26 protein-coding genes and 2 tRNA genes are annotated in these 24,925 nt (G+C 36.5%); 13 read left to right on the top strand and 15 right to left on the bottom strand.

Annotated features, from left to right (window positions below; translation table 11 throughout):
* Positions 1–6: 6 nt before the first annotated feature.
* The 6 genes from fbaA to WH267_RS06435 all read left to right on the top strand — a co-directional run bounded on the left by fbaA (position 7) and on the right by WH267_RS06435 (position 5,472).
* The gene (gene fbaA, locus WH267_RS06410; protein ID WP_340006675.1) at positions 7–1,077 is read left to right on the top strand and encodes a class II fructose-bisphosphate aldolase; all 1,071 of its coding nucleotides are present in this window, start codon (positions 7–9) and stop codon (positions 1,075–1,077) included.
* Positions 1,078–1,167: 90 nt separating this feature from the next.
* Positions 1,168–2,022 carry an acetyl-CoA carboxylase, carboxyltransferase subunit beta gene (gene accD / locus WH267_RS06415; RefSeq protein WP_340006677.1) on the top strand — a complete coding sequence of 285 codons (855 nt, stop codon included), beginning with the start codon at positions 1,168–1,170 and terminating at the stop codon, positions 2,020–2,022.
* Between the two features lie 54 nt (positions 2,023–2,076).
* Entirely contained in the window at positions 2,077–2,586 is a 510-nt protein-coding gene (locus WH267_RS06420) for a DUF6973 domain-containing protein (protein WP_340006679.1), read from the top strand.
* 323 nt (positions 2,587–2,909) lie between these two features.
* The gene (locus WH267_RS06425; protein WP_340006681.1) at positions 2,910–4,313 is read left to right on the top strand and encodes a nucleoside recognition domain-containing protein; all 1,404 of its coding nucleotides are present in this window, start codon (positions 2,910–2,912) and stop codon (positions 4,311–4,313) included.
* A gap of 12 nt (positions 4,314–4,325) precedes the next feature.
* On the top strand, positions 4,326–5,060 hold the full coding sequence (locus tag WH267_RS06430; protein ID WP_340006683.1) for an ATP-grasp domain-containing protein: 735 nt from the start codon (positions 4,326–4,328) through the stop codon (positions 5,058–5,060).
* Between the two features lie 19 nt (positions 5,061–5,079).
* Positions 5,080–5,472, top strand: a complete 393-nt coding sequence (locus WH267_RS06435) for a hypothetical protein (RefSeq protein WP_115968541.1) — start codon at positions 5,080–5,082, stop codon at positions 5,470–5,472.
* A 16-nt stretch (positions 5,473–5,488) separates the two neighbouring features.
* Here the strand turns inward: WH267_RS06435 and WH267_RS06440 are convergent, their stop codons facing one another.
* From WH267_RS06440 to WH267_RS06455, 4 genes are all read right to left on the bottom strand, one after another.
* Positions 5,489–6,379 (bottom strand): ferric siderophore ABC transporter substrate-binding protein, encoded by an 891-nt coding sequence (locus WH267_RS06440; RefSeq protein WP_340006686.1) that lies wholly within the window; start codon positions 6,377–6,379, stop codon positions 5,489–5,491.
* Between the two features lie 24 nt (positions 6,380–6,403).
* On the bottom strand, positions 6,404–6,802 hold the full coding sequence (locus WH267_RS06445) for an ExbD/TolR family protein (RefSeq protein WP_340006688.1): 399 nt from the start codon (positions 6,800–6,802) through the stop codon (positions 6,404–6,406).
* Between the two features lie 12 nt (positions 6,803–6,814).
* Positions 6,815–7,519, bottom strand: coding sequence for a MotA/TolQ/ExbB proton channel family protein (locus WH267_RS06450; RefSeq protein WP_115968545.1), 705 nt, complete (start codon positions 7,517–7,519; stop codon positions 6,815–6,817).
* 173 nt (positions 7,520–7,692) lie between these two features.
* Positions 7,693–8,154, bottom strand: a complete 462-nt coding sequence (locus WH267_RS06455; RefSeq protein ID WP_115968546.1) for a hypothetical protein — start codon at positions 8,152–8,154, stop codon at positions 7,693–7,695.
* A gap of 166 nt (positions 8,155–8,320) precedes the next feature.
* Here WH267_RS06455 and WH267_RS06460 point away from each other — a divergent pair, with 166 nt between their 5' ends.
* Together WH267_RS06460 and WH267_RS06465 are read left to right on the top strand one after the other, a co-directional pair.
* On the top strand, positions 8,321–10,117 hold the full coding sequence (locus WH267_RS06460; RefSeq protein ID WP_115968548.1) for a DUF885 domain-containing protein: 1,797 nt from the start codon (positions 8,321–8,323) through the stop codon (positions 10,115–10,117).
* Positions 10,118–10,178: 61 nt separating this feature from the next.
* Positions 10,179–10,625: a DinB family protein gene (locus tag WH267_RS06465; protein WP_340006692.1), complete on the top strand. Its 447-nt coding sequence runs from the start codon at positions 10,179–10,181 to the stop codon at positions 10,623–10,625.
* Positions 10,626–10,714: 89 nt separating this feature from the next.
* On the opposite strand, the gene WH267_RS06470 is transcribed toward WH267_RS06465, so the two are convergent.
* Positions 10,715–11,335, bottom strand: coding sequence for an endonuclease III domain-containing protein (locus WH267_RS06470; protein ID WP_115968549.1), 621 nt, complete (start codon positions 11,333–11,335; stop codon positions 10,715–10,717).
* A gap of 33 nt (positions 11,336–11,368) precedes the next feature.
* On the opposite strand from WH267_RS06470, the gene bcp reads away from it, so the two are divergent.
* Entirely contained in the window at positions 11,369–11,818 is a 450-nt protein-coding gene (gene bcp / locus WH267_RS06475) for a thioredoxin-dependent thiol peroxidase (RefSeq protein WP_115968551.1), read from the top strand.
* Between the two features lie 71 nt (positions 11,819–11,889).
* Here the strand turns inward: bcp and WH267_RS06480 are convergent, their stop codons facing one another.
* From WH267_RS06480 to WH267_RS06500, 5 genes are read right to left on the bottom strand one after another with little or no spacing between them, the layout of a single operon-like run.
* Positions 11,890–12,423 carry a GNAT family N-acetyltransferase gene (locus WH267_RS06480; protein WP_115968553.1) on the bottom strand — a complete coding sequence of 178 codons (534 nt, stop codon included), beginning with the start codon at positions 12,421–12,423 and terminating at the stop codon, positions 11,890–11,892.
* Positions 12,392–13,057 (bottom strand): hypothetical protein, encoded by a 666-nt coding sequence (locus tag WH267_RS06485; protein ID WP_340006696.1) that lies wholly within the window; start codon positions 13,055–13,057, stop codon positions 12,392–12,394. The genes WH267_RS06480 and WH267_RS06485 overlap by 32 nt, the downstream gene beginning before the upstream one ends.
* A gap of 32 nt (positions 13,058–13,089) precedes the next feature.
* Positions 13,090–14,172, bottom strand: coding sequence for a mannose-1-phosphate guanylyltransferase (locus WH267_RS06490; protein ID WP_228438461.1), 1,083 nt, complete (start codon positions 14,170–14,172; stop codon positions 13,090–13,092).
* A gap of 2 nt (positions 14,173–14,174) precedes the next feature.
* On the bottom strand, positions 14,175–14,765 hold the full coding sequence (locus tag WH267_RS06495) for a SprT-like domain-containing protein (protein WP_115968560.1): 591 nt from the start codon (positions 14,763–14,765) through the stop codon (positions 14,175–14,177).
* A 1-nt stretch (position 14,766) separates the two neighbouring features.
* The gene (locus WH267_RS06500) at positions 14,767–16,107 is read right to left on the bottom strand and encodes a TolC family protein (protein ID WP_340006700.1); all 1,341 of its coding nucleotides are present in this window, start codon (positions 16,105–16,107) and stop codon (positions 14,767–14,769) included.
* A 182-nt stretch (positions 16,108–16,289) separates the two neighbouring features.
* Here WH267_RS06500 and WH267_RS06505 point away from each other — a divergent pair, with 182 nt between their 5' ends.
* The 3 genes from WH267_RS06505 to WH267_RS06515 all read left to right on the top strand — a co-directional run bounded on the left by WH267_RS06505 (position 16,290) and on the right by WH267_RS06515 (position 17,767).
* A complete protein-coding gene (locus WH267_RS06505) occupies positions 16,290–17,534 on the top strand; it encodes a bifunctional folylpolyglutamate synthase/dihydrofolate synthase (RefSeq protein WP_340006702.1) in 1,245 nt (414 codons plus the stop codon).
* Between the two features lie 49 nt (positions 17,535–17,583).
* A tRNA-Val gene (locus tag WH267_RS06510) sits at positions 17,584–17,658 on the top strand.
* Between the two features lie 34 nt (positions 17,659–17,692).
* A tRNA-Val gene (locus tag WH267_RS06515) sits at positions 17,693–17,767 on the top strand.
* 250 nt (positions 17,768–18,017) lie between these two features.
* On the opposite strand, the gene WH267_RS06520 is transcribed toward WH267_RS06515, so the two are convergent.
* The 5 genes from WH267_RS06520 to WH267_RS06540 all read right to left on the bottom strand — a co-directional run bounded on the left by WH267_RS06520 (position 18,018) and on the right by WH267_RS06540 (position 21,747).
* Positions 18,018–18,920, bottom strand: coding sequence for a glycosyltransferase family 2 protein (locus tag WH267_RS06520; protein ID WP_228438463.1), 903 nt, complete (start codon positions 18,918–18,920; stop codon positions 18,018–18,020).
* A gap of 1 nt (position 18,921) precedes the next feature.
* Entirely contained in the window at positions 18,922–19,887 is a 966-nt protein-coding gene (locus WH267_RS06525) for a glycosyltransferase family 9 protein (protein ID WP_228455750.1), read from the bottom strand.
* A 2-nt stretch (positions 19,888–19,889) separates the two neighbouring features.
* Positions 19,890–20,309, bottom strand: a complete 420-nt coding sequence (locus WH267_RS06530) for a SufE family protein (RefSeq protein ID WP_340006706.1) — start codon at positions 20,307–20,309, stop codon at positions 19,890–19,892.
* A 104-nt stretch (positions 20,310–20,413) separates the two neighbouring features.
* Complete coding sequence (locus WH267_RS06535; RefSeq protein WP_115968570.1) at positions 20,414–21,523, bottom strand: glycosyltransferase; 1,110 nt, start codon at positions 21,521–21,523, stop codon at positions 20,414–20,416.
* Positions 21,523–21,747, bottom strand: coding sequence for a uroporphyrinogen decarboxylase (locus WH267_RS06540; RefSeq protein ID WP_115968571.1), 225 nt, complete (start codon positions 21,745–21,747; stop codon positions 21,523–21,525). Before WH267_RS06540 ends, WH267_RS06535 begins: the two co-directional genes overlap by 1 nt.
* A 152-nt stretch (positions 21,748–21,899) precedes the next feature.
* Here WH267_RS06540 and WH267_RS06545 point away from each other — a divergent pair, with 152 nt between their 5' ends.
* A complete protein-coding gene (locus WH267_RS06545; protein ID WP_123320610.1) occupies positions 21,900–24,440 on the top strand; it encodes an ATP-dependent Clp protease ATP-binding subunit in 2,541 nt (846 codons plus the stop codon).
* Positions 24,441–24,925 lie beyond the last annotated feature (485 nt).

A 24,925-nucleotide genomic window follows, 5' to 3' on the forward strand; every position in this document is an offset into this window, starting at 1 on the left:
TAAAACATGAGCAGAATTTTTCCGGCAGGAGTTGCCACAGGTCAGTTAGTTACTGATATTTTTCAGTATGCTAAAGAAAACAAATTTGCATTACCTGCAGTAAACGTAATTGGATCAAGCAACGTAAACGCTGTGATGGAAACTGCAGCGAAATTAAATTCTCCTGTAATTATTCAGTTTTCAAATGGTGGAGCTGCTTTCAATGCAGGGAAAGGATTAAGCAATGACGGACAAAAGTCTGCAATCTTAGGAGCTATCGCAGGAGCAAGACACATTCATACTCTTGCTGAAGCTTATGGAGCAACTGTAATTCTTCACACAGACCACTGTGCAAAGAAATTACTTCCCTGGATTGACGGATTAATGGATGCTAACGAAGAATTCTTCAAGCAGACAGGAAAATCTCTTTACTCTTCGCACATGCTAGACCTTTCTGAAGAATCTTTAGAAGAAAACCTTGAGATTTCAGCTCAGTATTTTGAAAGAATGGCTAAGCTTCAGATGACTCTTGAAGTAGAAATCGGAGTAACTGGTGGTGAAGAAGATGGTGTTGACAACTCAGACGTTGATAACTCTAAACTATATACTCAACCGGAAGATGTAGCATATACTTACGAAAAATTAAGAGCTATTTCTGACAACTTTACTATTGCTGCTGCATTCGGTAATGTACACGGAGTTTACAAGCCAGGAAACGTGGTTCTTACCCCGAAAATCCTAGACAACTCTCAGAAATATGTTCAGGAAAAATTCGGAACAGCTGACAAGCCTATCAATTTCGTATTCCACGGAGGATCAGGATCTACTTTGGAAGAAATCAGAGAAGCAATTGACTACGGTGTAATCAAAATGAATATTGATACTGACCTTCAGTTTGCATACACAGAAGGCGTTAGAGACTATATGGTAAACAATATTGATTATTTAAGAGCTCAGATCGGAAACCCTGAAGGAGAAGAAAAGCCTAACAAGAAATTCTATGACCCAAGAGTTTGGGTAAGAAAAGGTGAGGATACATTCTCTACAAGATTGGTGAAAGCATTTGAAGATTTAAATAACGTAAATACTTTAAAATAAGAACTGTACATTTGTACCGATGTAAAAAGTAGTCATAAGGAGTACATTTACATTGGTACATTTTACATTTATACATTAATACAATTAAAAATGGCATTCGACTGGTTTAAAAGAAAAGCAAAAAACATTACCACCTCTACTGATGAAAAAAAGGACGTTCCCAAAGGCCTGTGGCATCAGACTCCATCTGGAAAAGTTGTGGAGCATGAGGAATTAAAGAGAAATAATTACGTCTCTCCTGAAGATGGATTTCATGTAAGAATAGGAAGTGCGGAATTTTTTGACATCCTTTTTGACGGTGGTAAATTTACCGAACTGGATGCCAATGTTGAAAGTATTGATATCTTAAACTTTAAGGATACAAAACCTTATAAAGACCGTTTAAAAGAAGTAAAAGCAAAAACCAAGCTTACGGATTCTATCAGAAACGCCGTAGGAACTGTAAAAGGGACTGAAATGGTGGTTTCTTGTATGGACTTTGCTTTTATCGGAGGATCTTTAGGTTCTGTAATGGGAGAAAAGATCAAAAGAGCAATCGACTACTGTATCCAGCACAAACTTCCGTATATGATTATCTGTCAGTCCGGAGGAGCAAGAATGCAGGAAGCTACTTATTCTTTGATGCAATTGGCTAAGGTACAGGCTAAATTGGCTCAGCTTTCGGAAGCAGGCCTTTTATACATCGCTTACCTTTGTGACCCTACTTTTGGGGGAATTACAGCATCTTTCGCAATGACCGCTGATATCATCATGGCTGAACCGGGAGCATTGATCGGTTTCGCAGGACCAAGAGTAATCCGTGAAACGATCGGTAGAGATTTACCGGAAGGATTCCAGACATCAGAATTCTTACAGGAAAAAGGATTTGTTGACTTCATTGTAAAAAGAACTGAAATTCAGGACACTGTTGCTAAAACCGTTAATTTATTAGCTGTAAAAGCATAGTTTCTGTAACAAAAACAATACAATCTCTCTCTAATTGGGGAGAGATTTTTATTTATGAGGACTTTTAAGATATTTTTCAATACCATCCGGAGCATGAGTTTTAAGAAGATCATCCGTCTCTTATCTCTTATCCTCCCCCATCCTCTTTTTGCCATACTCAGCTTTCATGCTACCGTGAAAGCATTTACCATTGCACAGGCAAAATTCCCTGAAACAGCATCTAACAATGGCATAGGAAATGCTTTCAGGCATGCACTCTGGTGTTGTTTCATCATGATGTATTGCTGTAAAATTTCCTCACCTGAAAAAGCACTGGATTTCTGTAAAAGAATGACAGATATGCACGAAGAACTATTTCCCAATCAACCTTTGGAAACTAAAATGGATCTCCATAATAACAAATTCGGAATGGATTATTTCATGGAACTATTACCGGGAATTCACCGCCAATTCTTCGAAAAAAGCTTTTTTGTAGACGGATTAGTTAAAAAAATGGATGATGCTAAAGTTCTTAGAAATCTGGATGATGATTTTGAAGGGCATCTGGTTTATCTTGAAGATTAATTAAATATATTTTATTTTTAACGCTAAGAATACGCAAAGAAGTTATAAAACTTTATACATATTTTTTGAGCGCAAGGGCATTTCATTCAGCAAGGGAATCTAATTAGTGTTCTCTGCTAAGCGTTAACGCCACTGCGAACGAAAAATATACATCTTCCTATAAAAATCTTTGCGAACATTGCGTTAAAACAAATGATTTTCAATAGCTTGAGACTGTTATCAACAGAATCCTTCTCACTTCTCAAAAACTTAAGTGTTTAATTCTTTTGTAACTTTTGTGGTTTAAAGTATTTTTGATAAGTTTAAACAATTAAATCAATCGAATGGTTCTCAGCAGAATTTGGTCGGCTTTCATTATCATTGCCATTGCCATTGCCAGTATAAAATACATTTCATCAGATAATTACAAAACCATTTTCAATGATATGGTTGTTGGGAAAGGTGGTGATACAGTGAAGGTTGCCACTCAACCTATGAATACCTTCTCCCCTGTTGTGAAGGATAACCTGATGAAGGAAAATGATTTTACAGAAAGCCGAATTCATTATAAAACAGATTCTTTAAAACAAAATGTAAATGTTTACCGTGTTCAGGAAGCGGATGGTGTCATCGGAACTTCAGAAACAGCTGTAAAAATATGCATTGGCCTGATTGGAATTATGACTCTTTTTATGGGGTTCATGAGTATTGCGGAAAAAGCAGGCGGGATCAATCTTTTAAGCCGGTTCATTCAACCGTTTTTCTCTAAATTATTTCCAGACATCCCTAAAAACCATCCGGCATTCGGGCATATGCTGATGAATTTCAGCGCCAATCTTCTGGGATTGGATAATGCAGCCACTCCTTTCGGACTGAAAGCTATGGAAAGCCTCCAGACTTTAAATCCCAATAAAGATACAGCCAGCAACTCGCAGATTATGTTCCTGTGCCTTCACGCAGGAGGAATGACACTTATTCCAGTATCCATTATTGCAATCAGAGCTTCGATGGGATCAAAAACACCTACCGATATCTTTCTGCCTTGTATGATTGCTACTTTTGCGGCAACCTTAGCAGCTATGATTATTGTTTCTTTATATCAGAAGATCAATCTTCTCCGTCCGGTAGTAATTGCTTATGTAGGTGGAATCTCAGCAATTATCGGTTTATTAGTTGTTTACCTGGTGCAATTGAGCAAAGATGAACTTGACGACTTCAGTAAGGTATTAAGTAATGGTCTTATTCTGTTTATCTTCCTTGCTATCGTACTTGGAGCCGTTTATAAAAAGATCAACGTTTTTGATGCCTTTATTGAGGGCGCTAAAGAAGGCTTCACAACCTGTGTCAAGATTATTCCTTATTTGGTTGGAATGCTAATCGCTATTTCACTTCTTAGAACTTCCGGAGTTTTTGATGTACTCATTGATGGAATGAAGTGGGTTGCCTATACAGCCAACCTTGATCCAAGATTCGTTGACGGACTTCCCACAGCACTAATCAAACCTTTATCCGGTTCCGGAGCTAGAGGAATGATGGTGGATACGATGTCAACTTTTGGAGCAGACAGCTTCCAGGGGAAACTAGCAGCTGTTCTTCAGGGAAGTTCAGATACTACATTTTACGTGATTGCGGTATATTTTGGAGCTGTAGCCATTAAGAATACAAGATACACGGTAATTGCTATGCTTTTAGCGGATTTGGTAGGTATTATTACCTCTATAGCACTTGCTTATTTGTTTTTTGCCTAACCTTATTACGCTATGAAAGCATATATTCAGACAAATAAAGATGGTGAGTTTTATAATGTGAATGCATTTACAGCGTATGAAGGCTTTAAAAACTTTGGATTCGAGGTTGAAAAATTCATAGACTCAGGCGAAATTTCTGATAACAACCCTGAGCATATTATCGTTGGAGGTATTCTAAATGTTAGAAAACGTTTGCAAAATTTAAATATCATTCGTGAAAATAAAGAGATTGATTATCCTGCAGAACTGAAAGCCTATTTAAAAAGAAAGATCTGGGATTCAACCATCAATGAAACATTCAACAGCAAAAACTGGAACATTTTCATAAAACCACAAACGGAAACAAAGCTTTTCGCAGGCAAGGTAATCAAAAACGAAATGGATTTTGTAGGTCTTATTGATACGGAAAATGATATTAGAATATGGTGTTCTGAACTGATCGATTTTAAAACGGAATGGAGGTGCTTTATTCGATATAAAGAAATTCTGGACATCAGAAGATACAAAGGAGAATGGGATAAAAAAATTGATTTAAAAATTGTTCGGAATGCAATCTCAGCATTTCAGTCCCAGCCTCGTTCTTATGCCTTGGATTTCGGAGTAAATGAAAATGGAGAAACAATTTTGGTAGAAGTAAATGACGGACATTCTTTGGGAACCTATGGAATTACTCCTTATAATTACGCAAAATTTCTTTCTGCCAGATGGAGTGAACTCACTCAAACAGAAGATTATTTAAACTTTTAATTAAAATAAATATCAGTATATGATTACAGATAAAGAATTCACCCTAAGACTTATTCGTCAACTGACTCAGGCATTAGAAAAACTGATCCTGGACAAGCCTGAAGAAAGTTTACTACAGAAAGAACTGGATTTTGATACTCTCATGAGAGATATTTTCAAAATGAATTTTACAGAAGTATCTTCAATGACAAAAGAAGAAGTGATCACGCTTGTCAATGAAAGACAGGAAAGAGACCATAAAGACTATTACGAAATGCTTGGAAACCTTTTCTACTTTAAGAGCAGAGAAGATCAGAATAAAGATTTTCAGGATAAGGCCAAAACATTCTATGAGCTTTACCTACAAACTAGTGGAATCTTTGCCCTTCCGGTCATCAACAGAATAAACGAATTAAAAAAAGCACTTGAATAAAGTGCTTTTTTCTATTTTAGAATGTAATTTTATATGTTCCGCTGGAAGATACATTGGCTTTCTCAGCCTTTACATATTTCTTCACCCAGCTAACGGATGTAGATGATACACAAGGATCGGAAATTCCTCCTGCTCTTCTCGCAGATACTACATTTCCAGCTTTATCTACAGTGTAGGCAACTGTAATAGATCCGCTGGCAGTACAGCTGTGAGAAGGTTGTGTTCCTCCTCTTCCCATCGTTCCGGGAATGTATCCTACCAGTTTTCTATCAATCCCCACTTTACTGTCGCCGTTTCCGTCTCCACCTAATGGATCTCCTGCATTTCCAGGACCTTTTCCGTCTCCCTGCCCACCTGGGTTTTGTCCTTTACCACCAAGAAACTTCCCGATAGCAGCATTTCCTTGCCCGTCACCGTTTCCGGTCTTTGAATTGGCTTTTGCGGCTCCTGATTTCTTAGTATTTTTAGAAGCACTTGCACTGGTGGCTTCCTTTTTTACAGCTTTTTTAGATTCTTCCTTTTTAGGAACCGTATTTTTTGAACTGTTTCCTGTAATAACTTTCTCCTTAGTTTCCACTTTCTTTGGTTCTGGTTTCACTACAGGTTCCGGTTTTACTTCGGCTTTCGTTTCAGGAACAGGAACTTCTACAGGTTCCGGTGTTACCACTTCAGTTTCTGCCGCTAAACTTCCGGGCTGTTCAGCAGGTTCTTCAGCTCCGTTTCCGTTTCTGTTGTCTCCAAAGTTAACCAGCATGGTGGTGATAACCTCAGGTTCTTTATCCAGTTCCGGTTTCAATTTATAGTAAAAAACAAAAAGCAGGATGGCACACCATATAAGAATAGAAAGCAGTGCACTTTTTATTCTGTCCCGGTTTTCCTCGTTTTTGTTTGCTGTATAGCTTCTCATCCTAAAAAATGATTCTTACACTTATTATTTATCCTTAACCGTTGCAATAGCAATGTTAAATTTATGTTTTTCAGCGATTTCCATTACGAAAACAACATCTTTATGCATGGTATTTTCATCGGCTCTGATGGTGAAAGACTTATTGCTCTGACTTGTTAATTTATCTACAATAATCTTCTCCAGATCTCCCCTGTTCACAGGATTATCATCTACAAAATAAGCCCCATCCGGCTTAATACTTACTACCACAGGATTGGGAATATTATCTTCAACAGCCCCGGCTTTCGGCAGATTTACCTCTATCGCACTTTGGTTGGCGGCAGAAGAGGTAATCATAAAGAAGATCAGCATCAACAGGATAACGTCTGTCATCGCTGCTAAACTGAATTCCGGGTTCGCTTTATTTCTTCTCTGAATTTTCATCTTAGGAAAGATTTATAAAGGTTTATTGATAAGATCTAAAAATTCTCCAGACATATTCTGTGCCTTCAGTACAAACTTATCAATCCTTGTTAAAAGAATATTGTAGCAGAAGTTTGCGGGGATTGCCACGGCAAGACCTACAGCCGTTTGCCCTAATGCGGTATAAATACCTTCCGAAAGTGTTTTTGGTGAGAAAGATCCGGATGCATGGGATAGATTAAAGAAAGCAATAATCATCCCGATTACCGTTCCCAAAAGTCCCAACATTGGTGCAATACTTGGTACTACCGCCAAAAGATTCAGGTTTTTCTCCATATTGGCCACTTCTACCTGAGCCTGAGATTCCATTGCACTTACAATATCAGAAACCGGACGTCCCAGTCTTGAAATTCCTTTTTCCAGAATTCTTCCTTCCGGAGAGTTCTGTGTTTTACAATAATCAGCAGCGGCTTCTATTTTCCCTTCCTTGATAAAATCTTCAATATTATTCATGAAGTTGGAGTCTGTCTTTGAGGTAAGTCTTTTAATAAAGAAAAATCTTTCAAAAAACAGGTACAGAGAAAATACTCCAAGCAGCAATACGGTTGCCATCACTATTTTAGCGAAGGCTCCTCCGTGGAACATGATCTTCCAGAATGAAAATTCTAAATTGTCTGCGGCAACTGCAGGGGTAGTGATTTGTGCAAATAAAATCTGAGAAAGTTCCGTTAACAGCATTAAATGTGAATTTTATTAAAGTTTCAACGACAAATGTAGTGGAATATTATGAATTGCTCTCTTAAAAATTGCTTAAAAACAACTTAAAGTTTGTTAGGATTTATGAACAGCAAATTTCTTTCCAAAAGAAATTTTGAAAAGAAATTTGATACTAAAAAGAATGATAGTAGTGTTTAGTCTTCGTCTACTTCAATATCATCCTGCCTGAACTCGCATTTTAGCCTAAAAGGAATAGGAGTATCGGATCCGGTATAGAAATCATCAATAGTTCCCTTCCAGATCACCTGAAGCTCACCTTCTTCATTCTTTTCGAAAAAGAGCTCGTTGTCATAGACATAGGCATCTTCATCATCGAAAAGATCAACCTCGGTATAGGTTTCTTCGTCAGAATCATTGATTTTGATTGTTTTTCCTTCTATTTCCGCAGAGTCGATAGGAAAATCGAAGATCTCAAGTGAAAGCTGCGGAAAGTTGTACTGTAATGAATCATCGTCTACGTGATCCAAACCGTCATCCGTAATAATTTCAACCTCTAAAAAATGCTGCTGGTTGCTGTAAACTGCTTTACAATAAGTATTTCTGATATTGTATTTTAGCGTTTCCTCCGGATGGTAAATTTTTAAAATCCCTTTCATTTTTTCTTAAAAAAAGAACTGTAATAATATGATTGTTAAACGTTTTAGACAAAGATAAAAAATTGATTTAATGTGAAAAGGATTTTGAAAATTATTTTTTAAAATCAATTCGGATATGGGTGTAAATACCCAATAATACTTACTTTTGCTTTATAAAGATTCTGAAATGAAAAATATTTTATCGAAAAGTATTCTGGGACTAGGATTAATGATCGGTCTTGCTTCGTGCAAAAAGACAGATTCTCCCCTTACCAAGGTGACCCCTACCAACCTGGATTCTATTGCATCCAATTATTATGAACAGTATCTTAAACTATACCCTTTAGCTGCAACATCTCAGGGAGATCTAAGATACAATGATCAGCTTCCCATCAATATTGATAAAGATTTCATCTCAGGAGAAGTGGCTTTTTACAATTCAGTACAGAAGCAGCTTGAAAATGTAGATTACAAAGCACTTTCTGATGAGGATAAAGTGGTATATGATGTATTGGATTATACTTTAAAGGATAAAATTGAAGCGTATGCCTATCACCCGGAATATATCCCGTTCACTCAGTTCGGAGGCCTTCCTTTAAACTTTCCTTTGTATGGAAGCGGACAGGGAAGCCAGCCTTTCAAGACAGAAAAAGACTATAGTGACTGGCTGAAGAGAATGGAAAAATTCCCGGAATGGATGGATGCCGCTGCAGATAACTTCCGTGAAGGAATTAATAATAAGGTTGTCTTGCCTAAAAAGCTGATTGTTAAAATGATTCCACAAATGAAAGCTGAGGAAATTACCACTCAGGATATGGAAAAAAACATTTTCTACGGACCTGTTAAAAACTTCCCGAAGAACTTCACTCAAGCACAAAAAGATAAATTTTCAGCACTTTATAAAGATGTCATTACTAAAAAAATAATTCCTGCCTATACCAAAATGGGAACATTCCTTGAAAAAGAATATTTACCCAAAGGCAGAGATACAGATGGATACAACAGTCTTCCCAACGGAAATGAAATTTACGGCTATTATGTCAAAAGCTGGACAACCACGAAAAAATCTCCAGATGAGATCAACAAGATCGGATTACAGCAGGTTGCTATGCTTCGTGCAGAAATGGAAAAAGTAAAGCAGCAGGTTGGTTTTTCCGGCACATTAGAAGAGTTTATCACTTTTGTGAAAACAGATCCAAAAGCAATGACCTATAAGTCTTCTAAGGAGGTTTTAGATGGGTTCAACAGTATTCTGACGAAGATTACACCGAAGCTGAAGACCATGTTCAATGTGACTCCAAAAACAAAGTTTGAGATCAGACAGACAGAAAAATTCAGAGAGGCCAGTGCAAGTGCTGAATATATTCCGGGAACTCCTGATGGAAAAAGAGCAGGAATTTTCTACGTTCCGCTTCCCGATCCTACCAAATTCAATGTAACTTCAGGAATGGAATCCTTATTCCTACATGAAGCAATTCCAGGGCACCATTATCAGATTTCTCTACAACAGGAGAATACAAAACTTCCGAAGTTCATGAGATTCGGGTGGTTTGGAGCCTATGGCGAAGGATGGGCACACTATTGTGAGACCTTAGGTCCTGAATTTGGCTTATATACTAATCCTTACCAGAAAATGGGATATTTAAGCGATCAGATGCTGAGAGCAGTAAGACTAGTGATAGACACAGGTTTACACACCGGAAAAATGAGCAGAGAAGAAGCTATTAAATACTTCCTGAGCAATATATCTTATGATGAGGGAGCAGCAGTAGCTGAAGTAGAAAGATATATGGCTATGCCGGGACAGGCTTTAGGGTATAAAATCGGGTCTTTAAGAATCCGTGAACTGAGAGAAAAATATCAGAAAGAGCTTGGTAACAAATTTAACTTGGCGAGCTTCCATGATGAAGTATTAAGTCAGGGATGCCTTCCATTGGATGTTTTGAACAGAAAGATGGAGCTTTGGGCTAAAAAACAGAAGTAATATAAAATACAAATGGGACTTTTTTAAACGGTCCCATTTTTTAATTTTAAAACCAACCACCATGATCATAGCACCTTTGCGCTCTCTTTATCAAAGAGACCTGCACAAATTAAAATCCGAAATAGAAGCTTATCAAAACGAAGAGAACCTCTGGAAGACTGACAAAAACATTTCCAATTCCGCAGGAAATCTATGCCTTCATTTAATAGGAAATCTTAATCATTTTATAGGGACACAGCTGGGAAATACAGGTTACGTAAGGCATCGTGACCTTGAATTTTCTTTAAAAGATATTCCCAGAACAGAACTGATTGAAAAAATTGAAGCAATGACGACCATGATAGACTCTGCTTTAAGCCAGCTTCCGGAAACTGAAATGGAAAAGGAATATCCACTTGTTGTTTTTGAAGATACGATGACAACCGGTTACTTTCTGATTCATCTTATTACCCATTTGGATTATCATTTAGGACAGATTAATTACCATAGAAGATTATTGGATATCTAATCATTATTATAAATGACCCTGTCTTTTTGCTAAGCAAAAATCCTCCCCTTCTTTGAAGGGGAATTTTATTTTGTACAAAATCAAGATTTTTACTTTTCAAACATCATTTTGGTAATAAAATCTTTCTCTCCTTTTCCTCTTGCCGGAGAATATTCTCTTCCGTAGAAAATGATCTGAAGATGAAGCTTATTCCATACTTCTTCCGGGAATAATTTCTTGGCATCCTTCTCTGTTTCCACCACATTTTTACCGGAAGTAAGTTTCCACTGTGTCATCAGGCGATGAATGTGTGTATCTACAGGAAAAGCAGGAAATCCAAAACCCTGGCTCATCACTACTGATGCCGTTTTATGTCCTACACCCGGAAGAGCCTCTAATTCTTCATAAGTCTGTGGAACAATACCATCATGTCTTTCAAGTAAAAGTTCAGCCATTCTCTTTAAATTTTTGGCTTTGGTATTGGATAATCCTATTTCTTTAATCAATTCCTTGATCTGAAATTCTTCCAGCTTCGCCATTCTCTGTGGTGTTCCGGCAACCTCAAAAAGGTTTGGGGTAACTTCATTTACTTTTTTATCCGTTGTCTGTGCAGAAAGGGCAACAGCAACCATTAAAGTATAAGGATCAGTATGATCCAAAGGAATAGGTGTTGTAGGATATAATTTATCCAGTTCTATCTGAACGAGCTCTGCTCTTTGCTTTTTTGTCATTTTACCCTTAAATTTGAACAAAATTAAATCATTATGCTGAAAGTTGGAGATAAATTACCTCAATTTGAAGGAATAAACCAGGATGGAGAAACTGTATCTTCACCAAAATTAATCGGGAAAAAGCTAGTTGTTTTCTTTTATCCTCAGGCGAGTACTCCAACATGTACTGTTGAAGCGTGTAATCTGAGTGATAATTATTCCAAGCTTGAACAGGCAGGATTCCAGCTATTGGGAGTAAGTGGAGACTCTGTAAAGAAGCAGAAAAACTTTCACAGCAAATTCGCATTCCCTTATGATCTTATTGCCGATGAAACCCGTGATATTATTGAAAAATTTGGGGTTTGGCAGGAGAAAAAAACGTTTGGTAAGACTTATATGGGAATTGTAAGAACCACGTTTATTTTTGATGAAAATGGAGTTTGTACAAGGGTTATTGAAAAAGTAACCTCCAAAACTGCTGCCGAACAAATTTTAGAAGGATAATTTTCGGCCCTGATAAAAAGAAAAAATCCACAAAGAATTTTGTGGATTTTTTATGGTGTAACGTTTGATTTTTATTCTGTTTCGTAATAATTCAACTCTTCCGTTTCTCCGGGAAGGGTAACATATTTCATAAACTTCAATCCTAATTTTTCGATCAGCTTTTGTGAAGAAAGATTATCTTTTGAAATAATTGCAGATATTTTTGACAATCCAAACTCATCCATTCCAATAGATTTTACCTTTTGGGCTGCTTCGAAAGCATAGCCTTTTCCTTCAAACTCTTCCAATAAAGAATAGCCAATATCTACCACATCAAGCCCTTCTCTTTCAAAAATTCCCACAGCTCCAACTTTTTCATTATTATCTTTAGTTATTAAAAGATAGTTTCCATATCCAAGTCTCTCAATCTGTGGAGCAAATCTGTTCAGAATATATTTTTCAGCGTCTTCAGCAGTATTCACATTTCGGTTGCCGATATGCTGGATAAATTTTGGCCTGTTATACAGTTCAAAAATAAAATCTCTGTCTTCAGCAGACATAGGGCGAAGTATTAAACGCTCTGTTTCATAAGTGTTATCTGCGTTTGGGTGTTTTTTTAGGCTCATCAGTCTTTGGTTCTTCTTTTTTCTCTACTTTTAAAAGTCTTGGGTTATTAGCACATTTTTTATTGTAAAGCTCAATATAGGTTCCATTATCTTTCACGTTCGATACAAGCCCGGTAGCCTTACTTACCGTTAATGTATAATGTGTTTTCTGATATGGACATTCCTTTGATGTTAATTTTCCAAGATCCAGATAATAATTCTTCTGATCTTCATGATAATTCCCTGCAAGATCCTTGAACTCCTCGTCTACCATATAGCCATCAGCAGCCAATATTATCGCAGCCTCCTGAACATTATCAATTTTTCCTACAAAAACTTTTAAAGCTTCAGTATCAAGTATATAATTAATTTTTCCACCTGAAGAATAGGCTATATAATAAAAACTGTCTTCACTAGGAAACATATTAAATCCGGAAAACTGAGGTGTATAATTTATCTTCCCTCCGGAAACTTTGATCTCCTCCCCTTTTCCATAGCTGTTGTATACCAGAACCCAGGAGTCTACCTTATCGTCAGGCTCTATTCTCTGTAATATATTGGGGATACTTGAAAACTTTTTCTTTTCCTGGGCATTTCCCAGAACTGTAAAAAGTAAAAGTACTAAAGTCGTGAATCGGAGTGTACATTTAATCATAGCCTAAAAATAAGCATAAAAGATACCAAATACTACATAAATTTGTCTCCTTTCTTAAAACTTTTCAGATCCAGTACATAATCTTTGATCAGCTGGTCGTTGTCTCTGGGACAAATAAGAAGTGCCTTATCAGTATCTACTACAATATAATTTTCAAGACCATCAATTATGACTGCCTTGTTATTGTTTTTTAAACGGATAATATTTCCTTTTGAGTTGTAAGAAAGCAAATGCTTCAGTTTCACTGCATTTCCATCCTTGTCTTTGTCCGTATTTTCATAGACAGACGTCCATGTTCCAAGATCACTCCACCCTAAGTCTGATGGAATAACATATACGTTTTTCGCTTTTTCTAAAATTCCGTTATCAATGGAAATTTTCTGCACCTTTGGATAAATGGTTTCTATACAGCTGTTTTCCTTCTCTGAGTTATATTCGCACGCCATAAAATGCTGCGTCATCTCGGGAAGATACATCTCGAATGCATGATGAATGCTTTTGATATTCCAGATAAAGATTCCTGCATTCCAAAGAAAATCTCCGCTATCTAAAAAGCTTTGGGCAATCTCAAGAATTGGCTTTTCTGTAAATGTTTTTACTTTGAAATATTCTGAATTTTTCTTTTCTACAAACTGAATATACCCATATCCCGTATCAGGTCTTGTAGGTGTTATTCCCAATGTTACCAGATAATCATGTTTGGAAGCCAGGTCAAATGCCAACAATACTTTTTCCAGAAATACCTCTTCTTTCAGAATCAGATGATCTGCAGGAAGAACGATCATGGTAGCATTCGGATTTATTTCAGCAATTTTATTCGCCATGTACAGATTACATGCCGCTGTATTTTTCATCAGAGGTTCACCCACAATATTTTCTTCCGGAATTTCCGGAAGCTGTTGATGGGAAAGTGTCACATATTCTTTATTCGTAATTACGAATATATGTTCTTTAGGAATTACTTTACTGATTCTGTCATAAGTTTGCTGAATCATGGTACGCCCTGTTCCTAAAATATCCTGAAACTGTTTTGGAAATTTCTGCGTGCTCATCGGCCAGAATCTACTACCGATTCCTCCCGCCATTATCACACAGTATCTATCTGATTTTAACATTCTTAGCTACATTTTTCTACCCTCGCTAAAGGCTTGAAAGAATACTTTCTTCCAGTAGCCAGGTTCTTACAAAGATAGTTTTTTTTAATCAGACCTTCTAATAAATACTTTTCGTTGCGATATATAAAAAATTCACCTTTTTGAAGTTGCTCGATAAAATGGAGGCTATCATCCTGTTTTTCAGTATGAAAATATCTTACCAGATCAGGGCTAGCCATAAAATTAGCCTTTGGTGATTTTGAAAATTTTATGATAATAGGCTTCAACTCTTCATCATAAATTTCAAGACTTTCAACCAGCATATTTCTAAAAGTTTCTTTCCATTCATTGCCATGCGGAGAGATTCTTCTACCATATTTTTCGAAAGCGATCAGATGGGCCAGCTCGTGAGTAAGCACAAAGAAAAAAAGCTGTGGAGTAAGCGTAGAGTTTACCGTAATTTCATGAGAATTATCCGGGAGCTTTCTGTAATCTCCCAGTTTAGAATTCCTGTTTCTTGTGACTTTTATATGAATATAATAATCTGAAAACCAAATTCTTAAATATTTAAGTGTATTTTGTGGTAAATATTTTTCTAACGATTGGATAGACATTTTATAAACTTAGTGGAATTCCCGCATAGAAATTCAATAATTTAAGACTGAAAAGATAATTATATTTCGCCTGTGCTACTGATCCCTGTGCATTTGCATAATTATTTCTTGCTACATTAACGTCATAGATGGTTGTTTTTCCGGCTGCATAACTTTTATCTGCAAAATCAAGGGCTAGTTTTGAGCTTTTTTCTGCCTCTACTGCTGCCATATACGACTCATAGTTGGCATCAGCATCAAACTGTGCTTTCTGCACATTCTGTCTTACCGTCTGCTTCTGCTGTTCCAATGTATTTTTAGCAATACTTTCGTTGATTCTGGACTGCTCTACCTGCAATTTTGTAATTCCTTTATTAAAAATAGGAATATTTACAGAAAGACTGGCCTGCTGTCCAAAGTTATCATTATACTGCTTGAATAAACCTTTTTCCTTAATGTAAACAAGCGCGTTACCAATATTATCGGTATTTAAAAGGTTATTATAGAAAGTTCCTACTCCTGCACTTGCTGTTATGGTAGGCCAATAAGCTGTTTTTGAAACCTCAGTCTGAGCTTCCGCAGAATTTATTCTGCTTTCTGCTGCTTTAATCTGAGGCTGGGATTCATAGGCAATAGATAAAACTTCATCTACAGATTTAAGTTCGGGAGACAGCTGATCTGAAACCGCAACATCTTCCACATCAAATCCTTTATAATCAGACAGCTGTAAAAGCTGAACCATTGCAAATAAGCTTCGTCCCACGTTAACCTCTGCCGTTTTCAAATTTTGCTTTTCTCTTGCTAATGCTGCTTCCGCTTCTGCTAAAACAGTTTGCGCTGTTGTCCCTACAGCTGTTGTTATTTTTGCTCTGTCGTATTGTTTTTTAGCATTCTCAACAGCACTCTCAGATATTTTTACAATTTCTTTATTCAGTAATGTTGTTAAATATTGCTGTGCGATCTGCAATGAGATATCATTTTTAATCGTTTCCACATCGTACTGGCTTGCCTGCAAATCAAATTCAGTCTTTCTAACCGTTTTCTCCAGTCTGCCATTGTTATATACCAGGATATCAGCTCCAATATTTACATTGTTACTGAATCTGTCATTTCTTAAACTCCCCGTTCCGAAAGAGGTTTGTCCAAAGCTGACCGTATTCCCCACACTTGCAGAAACAGAAGGTAAATATCCTTTTTTAGCAATTTTAAGACTGGCATCCTGAGTTTGTTTGTTATATTGATTTTGGATAACCTGAAGATTATGCTCCACTGCATAGCTTACACATTCTTTTAAGGACCATTTCTTCTGAGCGTTCACACTCAGACAACCTAATCCAAAAACGATAATCCAAACTTTTTTCATATATAAATGTTTATTTGTTTTTAATGGTCATATGCAATCGCGTCATTTTCATCAGTATTTGCACTTACAAATCACTGCGATTTCATATTAAGATTTTTCCCTATTAGACGAAGTAAATATAAAAAAGTTACAGATTGAAAAAAATAGTTTCATTTTCATAAAACTTTTGAGAATTTTGTATCATGACAAATGAACAATATCAGGAGGCTATTGATTGGCTTTTCATACAAATGCCCAACTACCAGATAGATGGACAAAAGGCTTATAAACCAGGGCTTGACAATATTACCAAACTGTGTACATACTTTGGAAACCCTCAGGAAAAAATAAAATGCATTCACATTGGCGGAACTAATGGAAAGGGATCCTCAAGCAATATGCTGGCATCTGTACTTCAGGAAGCCGGCTATAAAGTAGGTCTGTACAATTCTCCTCATCTTATTGATTTTACAGAGCGTATTAAAGTAAATGGTAAAAACTGCAGCAAGGAGTTTGTCTTTGATTTTATCCAAAAACTTAAAAATATTCCTGAAGAAATCCTTCCGTCATTTTTTGAATTTACTACGATCATGGCTTTTGAATATTTTTATCAGCAGCAGGTAGATTTTGCCATTATTGAGGTTGGATTAGGCGGAAGGCTGGATTCTACCAATATTATTAAGCCTTTGGTTTCTGCTATCACAAATGTTCAGCTTGACCATCAGAATATATTAGGAAATACTATTGAGGAAATTGCCAGTGAGAAAGCTGGGATCATTAAAAAGAACATCCCTGTCATTTCAGGAGATGACAATGAAACTGTAAAAGCAATCATCAAAGAAAAAGCACTGAAGAAACATGCTCCTTTTATAGACGCTACCCTGCTTCATACTGATCTCTCCTCTGATTTGAAAGGAAATTATCAGCAAAAGAATGTTCGGGTGGTTCTCGCTATTGTTGAAGAGTTAAAAAAACTGCACATTACTATTACAGATCAGAATCTGGAAACAGGTTTATTGAACGTTCATCAAAATACAGGATTTATTGGCCGTTGGTTTGAGTTCTCAAAGGACCCGCTTACGATTTGTGATACGGGACATAATCAGGCAGGTCTGGAGTATGTTTTTTCACAATTAAATTCAATTGACAGACACAAGCATATCATTTTGGGGTTCGTCAATGATAAAAACATCGATGAAGTGATGGGTTTACTTCCTGAAAATTCTGAGTTTTATTTTGCCAAACCATCCATCAACAGGGGAAGACACCCCAAAGATTATGAAAACCTGCTTCAGGAGGCTAAAATTTTTTATAAAATTTTTAATTCCATACAGGAAGCATATCTATCTGCAAAAGAACGATGTACAAATGAAGAAATGATTTTTATTGGTGGAAGTAACTTTGTTGTGGGAGATTTTTTAGAAAAAAATTTGGAGTTTAAAGAATAAGTTGTATATTTGCACCACTCTAAACGAGGAAACAATAACAAAGTCTAGAGGGTTCTTAGCTCAGTTGGTTCAGAGCATCTGGTTTACACCCAGAGGGTCGGGGGTTCGAATCCCTCAGGACCCACAAAAAAGGAAACGAAACCTTTAAAAAAAATTTCGGGCTCTTAGCTCAGTTGGTTCAGAGCATCTGGTTTACACCCAGAGGGTCGGGGGTTCGAATCCCTCAGGGCCCACAAAAACTCTCAGATTTCTGAGAGTTTTTTTATTTTATAGTATTAAATAAAATACATTTCGGATCAAGCGCAAAAACTTGGGGATTAGTTCAAATCTATACTTTTTGTTAAAGAAGATTCGTACATATGTATTTACTTCGTTCTTTACTTCCTTAAGACTATAAGATAAGATGCTAAAAACTTTGTGTCAAATTAAATTTCATACATACAGACAATATTATTTCCCAACTTTTGAGCCTGATTCCATATTTTATTTCATTTTCCTGAAAAGAAGTCCAAGCTTATATATATCCAGATAGCGGAGGTTCACATCTCCTTTAGAAAGCCTTCTTTTTATGTTTCCTTCTCCTATTGTGAACAATGACTCTAAAACAGTCTTAAAAGGTGTATTTTTAAGCTTATTATACACCTTAACAAGTTTTACTTCTGCTAATTTTGAATTCAAGGTTTTATCTTTAAGCATATGAGACAAGCTTTCCACAGACTCTTCTACTTTATCCAGATAAATTATATTGCTTTCCAAATCATTATTAAGAATCGGATTATCAATATGGTTTATTTTGATGTGTTCAGCTTTTAAATCCATTGCAAAAAGAAGATCTTCATAGCCGTACTTTTGAAATTCGGGATTAAAGCCTACTTTTCTCAATACCTCTTTCTGAATCACAAAATTATTGGTCTGAAAGCTTAAATATGGATTTTTTCTACGCAATTCTACTGAAAGATTTTCCCTCTCAACAGCAAATTTCCATCTTAAATAATGATCCGAACCGGATGCAGAACCCAGAACTTTCCGGCCTCCATAAATAATTTCAGTATCCGGATATTCCTGTATAAACTGTATATAATTTTTTAAGAAATTCTTTCCTACGATTTTTCCATCGCAATCCAGAAATAAAAGATATTCTCCTTTAGAATAATCCAGAAAAAGATTGCGGATTCTGGAGCGTCCGATATTTTTTTCAAGAAAAATAAATTGATGAATAATATTCTGAAGCTCTCTGTTCGTCTGCTTAAACTCTTCCTTCGAAGCATCATCGATCAATATAATTTCAGCATCAATTTCCTGGCTGTTAATTTCTTTTTCTAAATCAAAAACCAATTCACGGACATCAAAATTATAGACAGGTATACAGATTGAAAGCTTCATCATGTCAGATTTTCTCAACGACTTTTTGAATGCTGAACTCTTCAATACAAGCCCAGTCTCCTCTGTAACATTCTTTATCTCCAAAAACCGAACATGGTCTGCACGAAAGATCTTTTACCTGTACCACATCTTCTTCGCTCTGCCCGAAGCCTAAAAAACCGGCATATGGATGCGTGGCACACCATATAGAAACACATCTGGTTCCCACAAGACTTGCCAGATGCATATTCGCAGAATCCATAGAAATCATTACTTCCAGTTCAGCGATTTTCTGAAGCTCTTCGGTAAGGCTTAATTTTCCGGAAAGACTTTTTGTATTAGGAATCTTGCTCTCCCAGGATTCAAGGGTTTCTGTCTCTTTTTTACCGCCTCCAAAAAAGTATACAGTATGTTTCTGAGCCAAAATCCTGGCCAGTTCAAATGATTTTTCCAGCGGAAGCATTTTTCCTTTATGCTGAGCGAAAGGAGCAAAACCAATTCCCGATTTATGTTCTGAACCAGGTCTTAATTTGTGAGAAAGCTCTAATTTAAAACCCATTTCACGGAAAACGTCTGCATAACGTTCAACTGTTTTTTTCAACTGAACTTTATCCAAGTTCCAGACATCCGTAAGGTTTTCTTTCTCCTCCTTTCCCTTGTCTATTTTAAAAACTTTTAATCCTTTTCTTCTATAGATTCTGTCCAAAATTTTAGTTCGGATCACATCATGAAGATTGGCAATATAATCAGGTTTGAATTCTTTGATCAATTCATTCCCAAGTTTACTTAGTCCAAAGAATCCTTTATAATCATCTACATTAATTCCTTTGAATATAACATTAGGAATACCTGCAAACAAAGCTTCAAAGTTCTTCCTGGAAACCATGATAATCTCCACATCGGGATTTTGCTCTAAAAATTCCTTAAAAACAGGAACCGTCATGGCAACATCTCCAAACGCAGAAAAACGATATGCTAAAATTCTGGTCACGATTATGATTTCAGCTGATAAGCTACTGCGTAAAATTTGATCTGTTTTGTCATAGCCATCAGACCATTTGCTCTGGATGGCGAAAGAAACTCCTGTAACCCGATCTCTGAGATAAATTCAAAGTCAGAATCCAGGATTTCCTGGGTAGAATGTCCACTGTAAATACTTACCAGAAGAGAAACAATTCCTTTTGGTAAAATTCCGTCTGAATCTGCATTAAAGAAAAGCTTACCATCCTTAAATTCAGCATCTATCCAAACTTTACTTTGACAGCCTTTGATCAGATTATCATCTGTTTTCTTGTCTACCGAAAGCCCCTTCAGTTCTTTTCCAAGGTCTATGATGTACTCATATTTCTGCTCCCAATCTTCAAGAAACGCAAACTCGTCGATTATTTCCTGCTGTTTTTCTTTAATGGTCATTTTAAAAAAATTTCTTTGTGCAAAGATAGTAAATTATGCTTTAGACCTAAAGCAGTAAAGTGCAGACTGGCTTCAGATATTTTTCACATCATGAATATAGTCTATTACTTAAAGCCTAACGAATTAGATGCTTTCTGAAAAACCTGCAACAGCTTTATTTCTTCATTTTCCCAACAAAGTGCTTTTGAGGCTTTTTCGAGCTCTTCAAGATAGTTCTCTCTCCCTCTATCTAAGACCTTTTTCACTGCAACTGCAATATTTTCCGGCTGATGATCCTGGATAATCTCCCCTACATCAAACTGATTTTTAATATTCTGCAATTCAGGAAGATTTGACAGAATTAAAGGAACACAAGCCTGAATACAGTCCAGCACCTTATTAGGCAATGAATAGAGATAGCTGTCACCTCCATTTTCTTCAATGCTCATTCCACAATCTGCAGTTACAGTCACTTTTCTTAAGTCTTCCGGCTTTAATTTTCCCAGAAACTGAACTTTATTCTGAAGTTTTTCCCTGATTACAAGATCCTCATATTCTTTTTTTCTAGGACCATCTCCTGCGATTTTCAACAATACATTATCTATATGATGCATAGCAAGGATTACTTTATCAATTCCCCTGAAAGGATTGATAGCACCCTGATATAAAAGTATTTTAGGATTATTTTCGGGAATATCAATAGTAAAGTCTATACTTTTGGGGGCATTCTGAACCACCACAGGATGTATACCATACTTTTTCTCAAACCATTTTCCATAACTTCCACTCGCTGTAATCATCCATGACAGTTCAGGAATGACAGTTTTTTCTATATAGCGCCACAATTTTTGTGACATTTTGCCTTGAACAGCAGGCATTTCTGAAAAAATTTCATGACTGTCAAAAACTAATGGAATGTTTAGCTTTTTAGCAATAAGATAATTGGGGTACAACGCATCAATATCGTTGGCATGAAGAATTGTATTCTGATCTGCTTTTTTTCTGAGCTCATGGTACAGTTTCCAGTTAAATTCAAAATAAGCCGTTTTCAGGCTTTTTGAAGCTAAATGGATCCTTGAAAATGGATAAGGACGCAGCATTTCTTCAGCTCCATTCCAGTCATTCCCTATCAGCTCAATCTTGTAACCATTCTGATATAAAGTCTGGCATACCTTTTCAATACGCTGATCCGTATACAAATTACTGAAGGCAGATGTGAGTATTTTTTTCTGCATTACGCTTTCTTTCCAAGCAATAAATGATAGATCTGAATAAAGCAAATAAGTCCGTTAGGAATAATAACCGGCCATAATGGTCCGCTAAAGAAGCCATAAATGACAAAGCAGAAACAACCGATCATGTTAACGACTCTGATTTTTCTTACATCTTTCAGTATGAAACTCAGCACGATAAAAACTGAGGCCGAGTATCCGACGTAAGTGGTAATTTCGGGATTCATGAGGAATATTTAAGGATAACAAACTTAATCATTTTCAAGAAGATAATAAAATTTTTTACTGCCATAAAGTCATTAATTGATTTTTGGTAAAATATTTGTAATTTAGATAATGAATAAAAGGTAATGTTGCCTTTGTTCTAATGAGATATATTATGGATTATAAGTTTTCACAAGGTTTGAGCCAGGTGTTCAAACAAAGCAAAAGCGAAGCTAAAAGGCTGAAAAGTGAATTTCTTAATACAGAACATCTACTTTTAGGTATTATAAAAACGGAAAACTCTGCTAAAGAAATCCTTCAAAACCTCAATGCGGATTTAACACAAATCAGAAGAAAAATTGAAACTCTAAATACAGCAAGTCTTAATCCTATTTCTGAGGAGGTTACCAATATTTCTTTCACCAAAATGGCAGATCATGCCATTAAACGTGCGGAGTTAGAATGCCGTCAATACAAAAGCAATGAAATTAATACCGTTCACTTGCTTTTAGGTATTCTATATAAATATGAGGATCCTACTTCAAATATTTTGGGAGCTTATGACATCGACTATGAAGGTGTTTCAAGAGAGTACCAGACTATGCTTAAAAATTCCGGGCAGTCACCACAGATGAGTGCTTATGATGACGATGATGAAAGAGAGGAATTCGAGCAAATGAGAAAGCCTACAGGAAATTTAGGCTCAGCAAAAAGCAAGACCCCTACTTTGGACAACTTTGGTAGAGACTTAACGTCTTTGGCCAGAGATGGAAAACTGGACCCTGTAATTGGTCGTGAAAAAGAAATTGAGAGAGTGTCTCAGATCTTATCCCGTAGAAAGAAAAACAACCCACTTCTTATCGGGGAGCCGGGAGTTGGTAAATCTGCGATTGCAGAAGGTTTAGCTTTAAGAATTCAACAGAAAAAAGTGTCAAGAGTTCTTTACGGAAAGCGTGTCATCACTTTAGATCTGGCAAGTTTAGTAGCCGGAACTAAATACCGTGGCCAGTTTGAAGAAAGAATGAAGGCCATCATGACCGAGCTGGAGAAAAACAGAGATGTCATCTTATTCATCGATGAGCTTCACACTATTGTAGGTGCAGGAAGTTCTACAGGAAGTTTAGATGCCTCCAATATGTTTAAACCGGCACTGGCACGAGGTGAAATTCAATGCATCGGGGCTACTACTCTTGATGAATACCGTCAGTATATTGAAAAAGACGGCGCTTTAGAAAGAAGATTCCAGAAAGTAATGGTGGAACCTACTTCTATTGAAGAAACTATTCAGATTCTGAACCAGATCAAGGATAAGTATGAAGAACATCACAATGTAGTTTATACTCCTGAAGCTATTAATGCGTGTGTCAATCTGACATCAAGATATATTACAGACCGTTTCTTACCGGACAAAGCTATTGATGCTATGGACGAAGCGGGTTCAAGAGTTTACATCAAGAACATGAAAGTTCCTACCGAGATCATTGATTTTGAAAAGAAAATTGAAGATATCAAGGAACTGAAACAGAAAGCAGTAAAAGCACAGGATTATCTTGAAGCCAGAAAGCTTAAAGATGAGGAGGAACGTCTTCAGATGGAGCTGAATGCTGCTCAGGAAAAATGGGATAAAGATGTAAAAGAGAAAAAAGAAACCGTGAGCGAAGAAAATGTAGCGGAAGTGGTTTCTATGATGAGTGGTGTTCCTGTAACGAAGGTTGGTAAAAATGAGCTTGATAAATTGGCTCAGATGGATGAGAAACTGAATGGAAAAGTTATCGGTCAGGAAGAAGCTGTGAAGAAAGTTGTGAAGGCTATTCAAAGAAACAGAGCTGGTCTTAAGGATCCTAACCGTCCTATCGGTACATTTATCTTCCTGGGTACAACCGGGGTTGGTAAAACCGAGTTGGCTAAGGTAATGGCCAGAGAACTTTTTGAATCCGATGAATCTCTTATCCGAATTGACATGAGTGAATACATGGAGAAATTTGCGGTTTCAAGATTGGTTGGAGCGCCTCCGGGATATGTTGGATACGAAGAAGGTGGCCAGTTGACTGAAGCGGTAAGAAGAAAACCTTATGCTGTGGTTCTTTTGGATGAGATTGAAAAAGCTCACCCAGATGTCTTCAATATCCTGTTACAAATTCTTGATGAAGGGCACGTTACAGATAGCTTAGGTAGAAAAATCGACTTTAGAAATACGATTATCATCCTTACATCCAATATCGGAACAAGAGATCTTAAAGATTTCGGAGATGGTGTAGGATTTGGTACTTCAGCTAAAAAAACGACTTCAGACTCCAGAGCAAGAAGCACCATTGAAAATGCACTTAAAAAAGCATTTGCTCCTGAATTCCTAAACAGAATTGACGACATTGTGATCTTCAACTCTCTGGTACAGGATGATATCAAGAAAATCATTGATATTGAACTGAACAAGCTTTATGGCAGACTTGAAAAATTAGGTTATAAAGTGGAATTAACAGAAGAAGCGAAAAACTTTATTTCAGAAAAAGGATGGGATAAAGACTTTGGAGCAAGACCACTGAAGAGAGCGATCCAGAAGTATATTGAGGATTTATTGGCAGAAATGCTTGTAAACAAACAATTGAACGAGGGTGAAACTGTAGTTCTTGACCTGAATGAAGCGAAAGACGGATTGGAAGGAAAAACTTCTAAACCTAAGAAGCCATCAGCTGCTGAAAAATCTTCTCAATCGTAAATAATTAATTTAATTTCAATAGAAAAGCACCGGGAACTTCCTGGTGCTTTTTGCTTTTAACAGATTAAATTAAGCTCTGGAAAATCATGCTTTTAAAAACTGAAAGTATTCGGCTATATCTAAAAAAGAAGCCCACCACATAAGTGAAAGACTTCTTAAATATAGCTTATCCTGTAATGTATTCTATAAAGAGCTTTCCTCTTTTGTTTTGAAGATTTTAACTATTAATAGCAACGAGCTTATTATAAACCCTAAAAAAGGAATAATAAAACCAAATGTGATTCTCGTATAATTATCCGGATCAGTGATTCCCGATAATAAAATTAGAGTCAATAACAAACCTACACTACATGTTAATAAGAGAAATCTGTCTGTATATCTTTTGCATGACAAAAATATAATGATTGTTCCTATAATCGGAATAATCAACAGGCTTTCCCAAGATGAGTCCAAAACCGGAGGTGGCGAGAAAATATTCTGTATCA

The organism is Chryseobacterium sp. MYb328 (genome assembly GCF_037572595.1).
Classification (GTDB): Bacteria; Bacteroidota; Bacteroidia; order Flavobacteriales; family Weeksellaceae; genus Chryseobacterium; species Chryseobacterium pennae.

What these genes read in the sequence shown, in the direction of transcription:
- accD (WP_340006677.1), top strand. Translation starts at nt 1,168, where the DNA reads ATGGCATTCGACTGGTTTAAAAGAAAAGCAAAAAACATTACCACCTCT.
- WH267_RS06445 (WP_340006688.1), bottom strand. Translation starts at nt 6,802, where the DNA reads ATGAAAATTCAGAGAAGAAATAAAGCGAACCCGGAATTCAGTTTAGCA.
- WH267_RS06465 (WP_340006692.1), top strand. Translation starts at nt 10,179, where the DNA reads ATGATCATAGCACCTTTGCGCTCTCTTTATCAAAGAGACCTGCACAAA.
- WH267_RS06540 (WP_115968571.1), bottom strand. Translation starts at nt 21,747, where the DNA reads ATGAATCCCGAAATTACCACTTACGTCGGATACTCGGCCTCAGTTTTT.
- WH267_RS06455 (WP_115968546.1), bottom strand. Translation starts at nt 8,154, where the DNA reads ATGAAAGGGATTTTAAAAATTTACCATCCGGAGGAAACGCTAAAATAC.
- fbaA (WP_340006675.1), top strand. Translation starts at nt 7, where the DNA reads ATGAGCAGAATTTTTCCGGCAGGAGTTGCCACAGGTCAGTTAGTTACT.
- WH267_RS06425 (WP_340006681.1), top strand. Translation starts at nt 2,910, where the DNA reads ATGGTTCTCAGCAGAATTTGGTCGGCTTTCATTATCATTGCCATTGCC.
- WH267_RS06440 (WP_340006686.1), bottom strand. Translation starts at nt 6,379, where the DNA reads ATGAGAAGCTATACAGCAAACAAAAACGAGGAAAACCGGGACAGAATA.
- WH267_RS06530 (WP_340006706.1), bottom strand. Translation starts at nt 20,309, where the DNA reads ATGACCATTAAAGAAAAACAGCAGGAAATAATCGACGAGTTTGCGTTT.
- WH267_RS06520 (WP_228438463.1), bottom strand. Translation starts at nt 18,920, where the DNA reads ATGATGAAGCTTTCAATCTGTATACCTGTCTATAATTTTGATGTCCGT.
- bcp (WP_115968551.1), top strand. Translation starts at nt 11,369, where the DNA reads ATGCTGAAAGTTGGAGATAAATTACCTCAATTTGAAGGAATAAACCAG.
- WH267_RS06420 (WP_340006679.1), top strand. Translation starts at nt 2,077, where the DNA reads ATGAGGACTTTTAAGATATTTTTCAATACCATCCGGAGCATGAGTTTT.
- WH267_RS06545 (WP_123320610.1), top strand. Translation starts at nt 21,900, where the DNA reads ATGGATTATAAGTTTTCACAAGGTTTGAGCCAGGTGTTCAAACAAAGC.
- WH267_RS06450 (WP_115968545.1), bottom strand. Translation starts at nt 7,519, where the DNA reads ATGCTGTTAACGGAACTTTCTCAGATTTTATTTGCACAAATCACTACC.
- WH267_RS06470 (WP_115968549.1), bottom strand. Translation starts at nt 11,335, where the DNA reads ATGACAAAAAAGCAAAGAGCAGAGCTCGTTCAGATAGAACTGGATAAA.
- WH267_RS06500 (WP_340006700.1), bottom strand. Translation starts at nt 16,107, where the DNA reads ATGAAAAAAGTTTGGATTATCGTTTTTGGATTAGGTTGTCTGAGTGTG.
- WH267_RS06485 (WP_340006696.1), bottom strand. Translation starts at nt 13,057, where the DNA reads ATGATTAAATGTACACTCCGATTCACGACTTTAGTACTTTTACTTTTT.
- WH267_RS06495 (WP_115968560.1), bottom strand. Translation starts at nt 14,765, where the DNA reads ATGTCTATCCAATCGTTAGAAAAATATTTACCACAAAATACACTTAAA.
- WH267_RS06490 (WP_228438461.1), bottom strand. Translation starts at nt 14,172, where the DNA reads ATGTTAAAATCAGATAGATACTGTGTGATAATGGCGGGAGGAATCGGT.
- WH267_RS06430 (WP_340006683.1), top strand. Translation starts at nt 4,326, where the DNA reads ATGAAAGCATATATTCAGACAAATAAAGATGGTGAGTTTTATAATGTG.
- WH267_RS06505 (WP_340006702.1), top strand. Translation starts at nt 16,290, where the DNA reads ATGACAAATGAACAATATCAGGAGGCTATTGATTGGCTTTTCATACAA.
- WH267_RS06435 (WP_115968541.1), top strand. Translation starts at nt 5,080, where the DNA reads ATGATTACAGATAAAGAATTCACCCTAAGACTTATTCGTCAACTGACT.
- WH267_RS06460 (WP_115968548.1), top strand. Translation starts at nt 8,321, where the DNA reads ATGAAAAATATTTTATCGAAAAGTATTCTGGGACTAGGATTAATGATC.
- WH267_RS06535 (WP_115968570.1), bottom strand. Translation starts at nt 21,523, where the DNA reads ATGCAGAAAAAAATACTCACATCTGCCTTCAGTAATTTGTATACGGAT.
- WH267_RS06480 (WP_115968553.1), bottom strand. Translation starts at nt 12,423, where the DNA reads ATGAGCCTAAAAAAACACCCAAACGCAGATAACACTTATGAAACAGAG.